The organism is Actinomadura kijaniata NBRC 14229, from assembly GCF_001552175.1.
In the GTDB taxonomy this organism is placed as follows: domain Bacteria; phylum Actinomycetota; class Actinomycetes; order Streptosporangiales; family Streptosporangiaceae; genus Spirillospora; species Spirillospora kijaniata.
Genome location: NZ_BCQR01000267.1, coordinates 1 through 9,529 on the forward strand (window position 1 = coordinate 1; position 9,529 = coordinate 9,529).

A 9,529-nucleotide genomic window follows, 5' to 3' on the forward strand; every position below is an offset into this window, starting at 1 on the left:
CCATCAGGGACGGGGCGGGGTGGTGGCCGCGAACGGCTCTCAGCAGGTCGGGGCCGGGCTGGTCAGAGGTGTGCGCGGGCTTGGGCGGACCAGTGGGGGGCGTTCCAGCGGTCGGCGATGGCGGCGGCCCGGGCGAAGTGGGCGGCGGCCTCGTCGTCGCGGCCGAGCAGCAGCGCCAGCTCGCCGAGCGTGTGGGCGACCGGGCGCACGGCCAGCGCCAGGTTGGTGGCACCGGCCGGAGGACCGTCGCGATGGGGGAGCAGGGCCGCGTAGCACTCCTCGGCGGCGCCGGTGTCGTTCAGCGCGATGACGGCCATGGCGCGCAGGGTCGTCAGGAAGGTGAAGAAGAAGTCGGGCCGGATCGGGTCCGGTGACATGCGGGCCCGCCGCGCCTCGTCGTCGCGGCCGGCGGCGTGGAGGGCGAGGGCGAGCAGGTCCGCAACCATCGGGCCGAACGTCTCGTGGAGGGCGCGCACCTCGTCCAGGTGGTCGCCGAGCGTGCCGTCGTTCAGCCAGATCGCAGCCAGCGCGAAGCGGAGAAAGTCCGCGGCGTGGCCGGATCCGGCGCGTCCCATGCGTTCGGTGGCCTCGATGTAGAGGCGTTCGGCCTCGGCGAACCGGCCCTCGATGAGCACCAGGGTCGCCAGCGCGATCTCCGCGACGCCGACCGCCTCGGGCATCCGGTAGGTGCGCGCGAGGCCGAGGGCCTCCTCGACCGCCTCACGCAGGGTCGCCGGATCGTTGGCCGCGGCGGCGGCGGTGGCCTGGTTGAGCAGCCCGGTCACGCGGTAGACGGGCAGGTCGTGCTCGATGCCGATCTCCAGCAGCTCGCGCCAGGACTCGTCCTGCCCGGGCATATCACCGGAGGCGCGCGCCAGCACCTGGAGCGCCGCGGCCCGAAGACGGGGATCGGCGGCGAGGTCGAGTGCCTCCCGCGCCGCCTCCATCACCGTCGGGTCGTCCTCGCCCGCCAGCTCGTTGGCGTACGCGGTCAACAGGCGGGACCGCACTTCGGGTGCCAGGTCCGTCCGCTTGAGCAGACGGCTGAGGCGGTCGACGATGGGCCGGTCCACGGTGCCGTACGCGCGGGGCTGCCAGGGCGTCGGCTCGGTCCAGGCGGTGAACGCGGCGATCATCAGGTCGTCGCGTCCGAGGGACTCGGCGAGCTCCACGGCCTGCCGCCGGGTGTCCCGTGCCGCCGCCACCGCCCCGGCCCTGATCTGCGCGCGCAGCAGCCTGCCGAACAGGTCGATGCGTTCCTCCGGTTCGGAGGAGTTCGCGACCGCGTCGGCGAGGAGGGTGGCGGCCACGTCGTGCGCGTAGCGCGCCTCGGCCAGTTCGGCGGCCCGCACGCAATAGCCGACGGCCTTCGGTGACCCCGCTCGTGCATAGTGATGGGCCAGCGCGGCGATGTCGCCGGTGCCCTCCAGCGCCTCGGCGATCCGGGCGTGCATCCTGGTGGCGCGCAACCGGCTGGAGTCGGCGACCAGCGTGTCCCTCACCAGCGCGTGAACGAACCGGACGCGCCCCGGCCCCGGCTCGTCGAGCAGCCCGGTGATGACGCCCGCGTCCAGCGCGTCCAGGACGCCGTCCTCGTCCGTGTCGGCGGCCTGCACGAGGACCTCCACCGAGCTCTCCCGCCCGGCGATCGCGGCCAGCCGCAGGACGGGCACCGCGCCGTCGGGAAGCCGTGCGAGCCGCCGCCGCAGCACGTCCCGTACGCCCTCGGGGACCTCGGAGAGCGCGACCAGCGCGCCCTCGCCGTTCAGCAGTCGCGCGCTCTCCCGTACGTAGAACGGGTTGCCGCCGGTGCGCTCGGCGATCCCCGCCACCGTCGCGTCGTCGGCCTCGCTTTCGGCCCGTACGAGCTCGGCCACCGCCGCGCCGTCGAGCCCGGGCAGCGCGATCCGGAGCGGCGCGGTGCGGGCGAGCGCGCCCAGCGTCTCGGTGAGGTGCTCGCTCTCGTCCTGGCGGTACGCCGCGACGACCAGGATCGGGGCCCGCACGCCGACGCCGCCGCCGAGCAGCCCCAGCGTGGCCGTGTCCGCCCAGTGCAGGTCGTCCAGCACGATGGCGACCGGCCGTTCCGTGGCGGCCGCCGCGAGCCAGCCCCACACGGCCCGGCGCAGCCGGAACCGCCCGGCGGCGGCGTCGCTGTCCACCGGCATGGAGTCGGAGAGCAGCGGCGCCAGGTCTTCCGCGAACCCCTCCGGAGGAACGGCCGCGGCGACGGCCCGCAGCGCCTCGACCCACGCCCACGCGGGCGGCGCGCCGTCGGCCTCCGGGCAACGCCCGGCGGCGACGAGCCAGCCGTCGCGCTCCAACCGCGCGCCGAGGTGCTCCAGGAGCGTCGACTTGCCCAGCCCCGCTTCCCCGGTGACAAGAGCGACGCGCACCCCGTCGGCGGCAGCCTCCCCGGCGGCCGAAACCAGCGCGGCGAGCTCGTCCTCCCGCCCCACGAACGAGGCCGCGCGGTGCGGGGACGCGTCGTGCCGGGACGTGGCGTGTGCGGGAGGGGTGTGGGGCGACGCGGTGTGCAGGGTCGCGTCGTGCGAGGGCGTGGAGGGTGGGGGGACGGCCGTGCGGAGGATGTCGATGCGCTGGGCGAGGATCGCCTCTTCCAGGGCGACCAGGTCGGGGCCGGGGTCGAGACCGAGTTCGTCGGCGAAGGTGGCGCGGGCGCGGCGGAGCGTCGCCAGGGCGTCGGCCTGGCGGGCGCTACTCCACAACGCCAGGGCGTGCAGACGCCAGCCCTCTTCACGCAGGGGTTCGTCGCGGGTGAGGCGCTCGGCCTCAGGGACCACCGAAGCGGGGTCGCCCATCCGCAGGCCCGCCGCGACGTGGAGCTCGCGGGCGACCAGGCGCAGCTCGTTCAGGCGGGCGGTCTCGGCGGCGGCCCACGGCTCGTCGGCGACCTCGGCGAACGCGGTTCCCCGCCAAAGGCCCAGCGCCTCGGCCAGCCGGGCGCGGGCGGCCGGAGGCTCGGTGAGCGCGCGGGCCTCGTCGAGCAGGTCCTCGAAACGCCACGCGTCCACCGACTCCGGCGGCAGCCGCAGCGCGTAGCCGGGGGAGGCGCTCACCAGGAGGCGGGCCGGGGTCCGGGGCGGGCGGCCGGGCTCCAGCAGCCGGCGCAGGTTGGAGACGTACGCCTGCAGGGAGGCCAGCGCACGGGATGGCGGCTCGCCGCGCCAGAGATCCTCGATCATCCGGTCGACCGACACGACCTGTCCGCGCGCCGCGACCAGGAGCGCCAGGACGCCGCGCTGCCGCGGCCCGCCCAGAGGAACGGACTCGCCGTTGACCTCGGCGCCGAAAGAACCCAAAACCCGGATCAAGACCATGACGCGGGACATCGTACGCGCGCGGCTGCTCCAAGTCGGTTCCAAGTCCCTTCCAAATGCCCGGGAGCAGTCTCAACACGTCGAACCGATGAAGGGCAGGAACGAAATGAGCGTCAACACCCAGGACATGGAGATCGTCCACCGCGCCTTCCGCCGAGAGTCGCGGCTGCTGGTGGAGCTCGTCGCGGCGGTGACCCCGGGTGACACCGCTCGCGCCAAGGTGATCGCCGACCACTTCCGCGACTACCGGCTGGGCCTGCACAACCATCACGAGGGCGAGGACGAGCTGCTCTGGCCGCCGCTCCTGTCCCGGGTGGACCTGGAAGCCGACATCGTGCTGCGCATGGAGGCCCAGCACGAACGCGTCGCGGCCACGCTGACCAGGCTGGACGCGGCGGTCCCCGCGTGGGAGGCCACCGCCGGGGCGGACGAGCGCGACACGCTCGTGGCCGCCCTGGCCGACCACCGGGCCGTACTCCTCGAACACCTCGACGACGAGGAAGCCACCCTCCTTCCGCTCGCGGCCGAGCACATCACCGAAAAGGAATGGGCCTCTCTGGGCGAGCACCTGATGGCCAACACACCCAAGCTCACCCTGCTCACCCTCTTCGGCCTCGTCCTGGAGGACGCGAACCCGACCGAGCGCGCCACGCTCCTGTCCGTCCTTCCCGCTCCGGTACGCGGCATCTGGCACATCATCGGCCGCCCCCGCTACGTCCGTCACATCCGCCGCGTCCGCGGCTGAGACCTGCTCAGTCCGAGCCTCGAACTCGAAGGAGAACAACCATGTCGTTGAAGAGCATCAACACCGTCCTGGCCACCGCCGCCGTCCTGTTCAGCTTCTACCTCGGGATGTCCTTCCTCCTGATCCCCGAGACGTCCGCTCCGGGTTTCGGCCTGCCGACCTGGCCCTCCGGCGACGGCGGCGGCTTCCTCAACGTGAAGGGCAACCGCGAGAACGCGATGGGCCTGGCCCTGGGCGTCCTGCTGGTGACGGGCCAACGTCGCGCCCTGGGCTGGGTCCTGCTGATGGTGGCCGTCGCCCCGTTCGGCGACATGATCACCGTCCTGACCCACCACGGTTCCATGGCCGCCGCGTTCGGCATCCATGGCCTGACCTCGGCACTGGTCGCGGTCACGGGCCTGCTGATCCTCCGCGAGACCAGCAAGGCCCGCAAGGCTCACAAGGTCCCCGCCCCAGCGCCTGCCACACAGCCCGCCTGACATCTGCACACCCCGAAGGGGATGGCCCGGCCACCTGGCCGGGCCATCCCCTTTCTGTCAGCGCCCGCCGGGAAAGGCCAGGCAGACGATCTCCTTCCAGGACTGAGGCGGTCTGCTGCACCGCAGTCACCACGCCAACGAGACCTGAGCCGATTGATCCGAACCAGCCGCTGGTACAGCACGGTCCTGTTCGTGTACGCGCAAGAGGCATCACCTCAACGTGATCCCAGGTCGGGACGGACCTCGCCGTACGGGCGCACATGAGTTCCGAACAGCGGGGTGAGACGGCCCTGTTCTCCCGAAGCTCCGGTGAGGTGACTAGTAGCTCTCTGGAGCGGATCTGGGGTGCGCTCGGCGAGGTTGGTCCGATCATGACGACCGGAAGGAGCGCGGTGCGGCAGGAGCGAGAGCCGGAGAACCTGATCCAGGTCTGGACGCTGCTGGAGGAGGACCAGGAGCGGCTGCGGAACAACCGGTTGGGCACCCGCGGTGGACCAAGCACCCCACCTACCGGGGGATCGAGGAACTCGGGCGGGCGGTACGTACGGCGTTCATCCGCGACTACCTCACCGACGCCGACCGGCAGGCCCTGTCCCCGCTGTTCTGGACCCACGTCAATCCCTACGGCCGGTGCGAACTCGACTCCCATCTCGACCTCGCCGCCGCGGCGGTCATGATGTCCGGCTCCCGTACGGGTGCCTGATCCTTTGTCAGTGCGCATCCCCCGCGAGAGCTACCGGGGCTGTCCATGTGCGGGTGATTCGCGGACGGCGCCGGATTCCTAGCGTGGTTGTCAGGTCGCAGCCTGTGCGACCGCTACAGGGGAGGCCACCATGAGGACAACGTCCAGCGCACGGCACACCGGAGGCCCCGGCCCGGACACGGGCCCCGACGGTCACGACGCTCGCGGCGGTCGTCTCGACCGGATCGTCCGCTCTCCGCTCGGCTGGATGCTGACGGGCCTGGTCGGCGTCGGCCTGGTCTCGGGCCTGACCGCCACGGGTCCTGGCCCGGTTCCGGCGCTGGGCGCGGTGGCCGCGGTGGCCGTGTACTGGCTGGTCATGCGCCGTGTCGCGCGACGCTCGACGCCGGAGATCGCCCGGCGGGGAGCCGGCCGGGAGGCGCTGCTGGGCGGCGCGATCGGCCTGGGCTTCGTTCTGGTGTCCGTCTTGCTGATCACGGTGTTCGGGGGCTACTCGTTCTCCTGGGCGGGCCATGGCTTCATGGCGGTCGTCTGGTCCGCGGTCATGGTGCAGATCGGCGCCGCGGTCACCGAGGAGTTGTTGTTCCGCGGTCTCGCGCTGCAGGCTCTGGAGCAGCTGTGGGGCAGCCGGGTCGCCATCGTGATCACCGGGCTGTTCTTCGGCATCGCCCATCTGGGCACTCCGGGAGCCAGTGCGTGGAGTGCGCTGGCGATCGCTTTGGAAGCGGGCGTGATGCTCGGCGCCGCGTTCCTGTGGCGGCGTAACATCTGGTTCGTCGTGGGTCTGCACTTCGCCTGGAACGCCACCGAGCAGCTGCTCGGCATCCCGGTCTCCGGGCACACCTCCGAGGGCCTGTTCACCGTCGACGTGCATGGCTCCGCTGTGCTGACCGGCGGTGGCTTCGGCCTGGAGGCGGCGCTGGTGTCCGTCGTCATCGGTGTGCTGCTGGCCGTCCGGATGTTCGTCCTCGCCCGCTGCGGCGGCCGTCTGCTGCCCCGTCGATCCGCGCGACGCACTCAGGCCAGTTGACCGGAGGAAACGGTAGTGATGTCCCCTCAGGCGCCCTGGAGCCGTGCGCTGCTCCGGGCGCCGCTCGACTGGTGGGAGGAGCGGGACGCCTTCCTCAAGGACGGCGTTCTCGCCCTGGTGCTGGTCCTGTCGGCCTTCGTGCCTGCCCTGTCCAACATCGGAGCGCAGATCGGGGATCTGCCGGAGCGGCCGGCGAGCGCGCTGGGCGTCGGGCTGATCCTGGCCCAGGCCCTGCCGCTGGCGGCCCGCCGGCGGTGGCCCGCGGGCTGTCTGGCTGTCGTCGCGGGCGCGTTCGCCGCGCACCAGGCGCTGGGCTTCGCGACGACGTTCGGGAGTCTGGGGCTGTATCTGGCCCTGTACTCGGCCGGGGCCCACCAGGTCCGTTTCCGCCATGCTCTGGCGGGCGTGGTGAGTGCGGGCTATGCCGTGCTGGCCCTCGTCCTGGACCGCCTCGGCTCACCGCAGGGCATCACGGACTATCTCGCGTTCTATCTGACTCTGGCCGCGTTCTGGCTGGTGGGGAGCACCGTGCGCACACGACGGGCGGAAGAGGAGCAGCGGCGGCGGCTGACCGCCGAAGTGGCCACGGCCGCAGAGCGGGCACGAATCGCCAGCGAGCTGCACGACGTGGTCACCCATCATGTGACGGCCATGGTGGTCCAGGCGGACGCGGCACAGTTCCTGCTCACCTCCGCACCAGACAAAGTCGGCGAGGGACTCTCGGCCGTCAGCGACACCGGCCGTCGGGCGCTGACAGAGCTGCGATACCTGCTCGGCGTGCTGGAGGCGACCGGCGAGTCAGCGTCCGCGGACCGGGCACGCGCGGACCAGGCACCCACCCTGGGACGGCTCGGGGACCTGGTCGAACAGGCCCGCAGGTCGGGCCAGCCGGTCGAGTTCAGCGAGCACGGCGAGCGGCGGGCGCAGTCCGTGGACGTGGAGCTGGCCGCGTACCGGGTGGTGCAAGAGGCGCTCACCAATGCGATGAAGTACGCCGCCGGGCAGACGACACGGGTCCTGGTCCGGCACGGCGAGGAGCGCATCGAGATCAAGGTGACCACCGACGGGCCCACCGCCTCCCCGGCCGCCGCACCTGCCGTGCGGAAGCCGGACCCTGAGGGCGGACGTGGACTGGCGGGGCTGCGTGCACGGGCGCGGATGGTCGATGGTGAACTGGAGGCCGGACCCCGGCCCGAAGGCGGGTTCGAGGTCCACGCCACGATTCCGTCCAAGCCCGCATCGGAGTGACCCCGTGAGCGACGCGCCGCCACCGATCCGTGTGCTCGTCTGCGACGACCAGGCACTGGTGCGCACCGGCTACGTCACCATCTTCTCCGCCCAGCCCGACATGGAGGTCGTCGGAGAGGCCGAGAACGGACACGAGGCGGTCCAGGCCGCACGACGCCTGCGTCCCGACGTGGTGGTGATGGACATCCGGATGCCCCTGCTCGGCGGCATCCAGGCGACCCGGCAACTGGCCGGCCCCGACGCCGAAGCACCACCGAAGGTGCTGGTCGTTACCACCTTCAACGTTGACGCCTACGTCTACGACGCGCTGCGTGCCGGGGCCAGCGGCTTCCTCCTCAAGGACGCGCCCCCGGCGGAGCTGGTCAACGGCATCCGGACGGTCGCCAGGGGCGAGGCCCTGCTGGCCCCCACCGTCACCCGCCACCTCATCGGCCACTTCGCCGAACACCTGCGCCCGGCCGACACTTCCCGGCCGGCCAGGGAGGAGGTGATACGGGCACTGACCCCGCGCGAGCTGGAGGTGCTCCGGAAGATCGCTGAGGGGCTGTCGAACGCGGAGATCGCCGCGGAGCTCTTCATCACCCCCGAGACGGTCAAGACCTACGTGTCGAGGATCCTGGCCAAACTCGGCCTGCGCGACCGAGTCCAGGCCGTCGTCCTCGCCTACCGGGTCGGGCTGGTGTCCTCCACCGGCTGAACCCACGCGCTCGTCGACCCGGACACCGGGGAACGAGGGACGGGCACGGCTCAGGAGCCCAAGCAAACCTCCCGGAGTAACCCGTCGCAGCAAAGTACGGGGACCGCTTCTCAGCAGAGCGGTTCCGGCTCCGCCCAGCTGCGGCAGGTGCGGTATATCGACCATCGTGGGCAGCAGAAGGTGGTTGAGATCGGCCAGGGCAAGGCCGTGGGGATCGACAGCTCCCATGGAGTCATGGTCGGCTCCCGCAATCGGCTGACGGTCATCTCACATATCGATGTGAAGCGAACGGAAATCTGCTTACTTCGCTGCTGCATGAGCGCTCGGGACGCATCGGCATACTTTCGTGGCCTGATGTCAGCGGCCGGCCGACACGCTCGGCCAGTGGCTGGGCGATGCCCTTTCGCTGCTGACGGACCAGGCGTTGCTTCATCCGCTGGCGGCCCTGCTGCAACCCCCGCTTCCTCCCGAAGAAGGTCCTGATCAACAGCCTGCGCTGACCATCGCACATTGCGGGATGGTCGCGTGGGGCAACCACCACCAGATGGACAGCCACCACGACTACACGATCAAGTCCTCCCGGCCGGCCGCCGCGCGGCTCCTGGGAAACCCCGCCTTCAAGAGGGCCTTCGACGACTTCTACGAAGTTTCGCGCAAGCAGCAGCTGCGCCAAGCCGCCACCAGGCTCCAGGCATCCGATGTCAAGGGCGACCCCGCGCTCACCCCCAGGGGCTTGCTGAAACCGAGCTCACCTGCGGGCCGAGCGGGCTGGCGCTGAGCCGTCCGGTCGATGTCGCCATCGGAAGCGACCCGAAAGTGACCCAGAAACGCGACATCGTCTTCAGCACGAAAAGCGGCATCGCAGACTTCCGCCATCACCTCGATGACTTCTCCCGGGACCAGCCTCCCACCAGCCCAACGGCCGACCCGGCGTTCTCCTCCCGAACGTGACCCCAGCCGCCAGACTGCTGAAGGCAAACGGCCCGTTCGCCAGGCACGCCGTCGCTACGCTCCCGGTCCATAAACCAACGCCTCCCCGCCCTGGACGAGGTCGTCGACGATCTGGAGAACGAGCTCGACAATGAGGTCTACGATCGGCGACGGCGCCATATGGGCTCTTCGCAGTTGAGGGTGTAGGCCGAGAATGTAGAGCTGTTGGACGGTTGGATGTGAGTCGTCAGGGGGCGCGAACGTCGTGCTTCTCGCGGTTTGCGAGGACCTCGGCCATGTGTGCCTGCGCCCAGTTTCTGAGCCCGCGGGTCATGTGGTGGAGCGAGAGGCCGAGG

The 9,529-nt window shown here is 71.3% G+C and carries 7 protein-coding genes; 6 read left to right on the plus strand and 1 reads right to left on the minus strand.

The window, feature by feature from the left end; all coding sequences use genetic code 11:
* Nucleotides 1-62: 62 nt before the first annotated feature.
* Nucleotides 63-3,323 carry an ATP-binding protein gene (locus AKI01S_RS46825; protein WP_245682082.1) on the minus strand — a complete coding sequence of 1,087 codons (3,261 nt, stop codon included), beginning with the start codon at nt 3,321-3,323 and terminating at the stop codon, nt 63-65.
* 124 nt (nt 3,324-3,447) lie between these two features.
* Between AKI01S_RS46825 and AKI01S_RS46830 the strand changes: the two genes are divergently transcribed.
* The 6 genes from AKI01S_RS46830 (at nt 3,448) to AKI01S_RS46855 (ending at nt 9,021) form a co-directional block, all read left to right on the plus strand.
* Nucleotides 3,448-4,086, plus strand: coding sequence for a hemerythrin domain-containing protein (locus AKI01S_RS46830; RefSeq protein ID WP_067833083.1), 639 nt, complete (start codon nt 3,448-3,450; stop codon nt 4,084-4,086).
* 41 nt (nt 4,087-4,127) lie between these two features.
* Nucleotides 4,128-4,565, plus strand: coding sequence for a DUF4267 domain-containing protein (locus AKI01S_RS46835; RefSeq protein WP_067833086.1), 438 nt, complete (start codon nt 4,128-4,130; stop codon nt 4,563-4,565).
* 950 nt (nt 4,566-5,515) lie between these two features.
* Nucleotides 5,516-6,298 (plus strand): CPBP family intramembrane glutamic endopeptidase, encoded by a 783-nt coding sequence (locus AKI01S_RS46840; protein WP_218010082.1) that lies wholly within the window; start codon nt 5,516-5,518, stop codon nt 6,296-6,298.
* Nucleotides 6,299-6,316: 18 nt separating this feature from the next.
* Nucleotides 6,317-7,546 (plus strand): sensor histidine kinase, encoded by a 1,230-nt coding sequence (locus AKI01S_RS46845; protein ID WP_067833103.1) that lies wholly within the window; start codon nt 6,317-6,319, stop codon nt 7,544-7,546.
* 4 nt (nt 7,547-7,550) lie between these two features.
* Nucleotides 7,551-8,243 carry a response regulator gene (locus AKI01S_RS46850; RefSeq protein ID WP_067833090.1) on the plus strand — a complete coding sequence of 231 codons (693 nt, stop codon included), beginning with the start codon at nt 7,551-7,553 and terminating at the stop codon, nt 8,241-8,243.
* 424 nt (nt 8,244-8,667) lie between these two features.
* Entirely contained in the window at nt 8,668-9,021 is a 354-nt protein-coding gene (locus AKI01S_RS46855; RefSeq protein ID WP_157420674.1) for a hypothetical protein, read from the plus strand.
* Nucleotides 9,022-9,529: the final 508 nt, after the last annotated feature.

Excerpts from the sequence above, each read along its gene's own strand:
- AKI01S_RS46835 (WP_067833086.1), top strand. The coding sequence starts at position 4,128 with ATGTCGTTGAAGAGCATCAACACCGTCCTGGCCACCGCCGCCGTCCTG.
- AKI01S_RS46840 (WP_218010082.1), top strand. The coding sequence starts at position 5,516 with ATGCTGACGGGCCTGGTCGGCGTCGGCCTGGTCTCGGGCCTGACCGCC.
- AKI01S_RS46845 (WP_067833103.1), top strand. The coding sequence starts at position 6,317 with ATGTCCCCTCAGGCGCCCTGGAGCCGTGCGCTGCTCCGGGCGCCGCTC.
- AKI01S_RS46830 (WP_067833083.1), top strand. The coding sequence starts at position 3,448 with ATGAGCGTCAACACCCAGGACATGGAGATCGTCCACCGCGCCTTCCGC.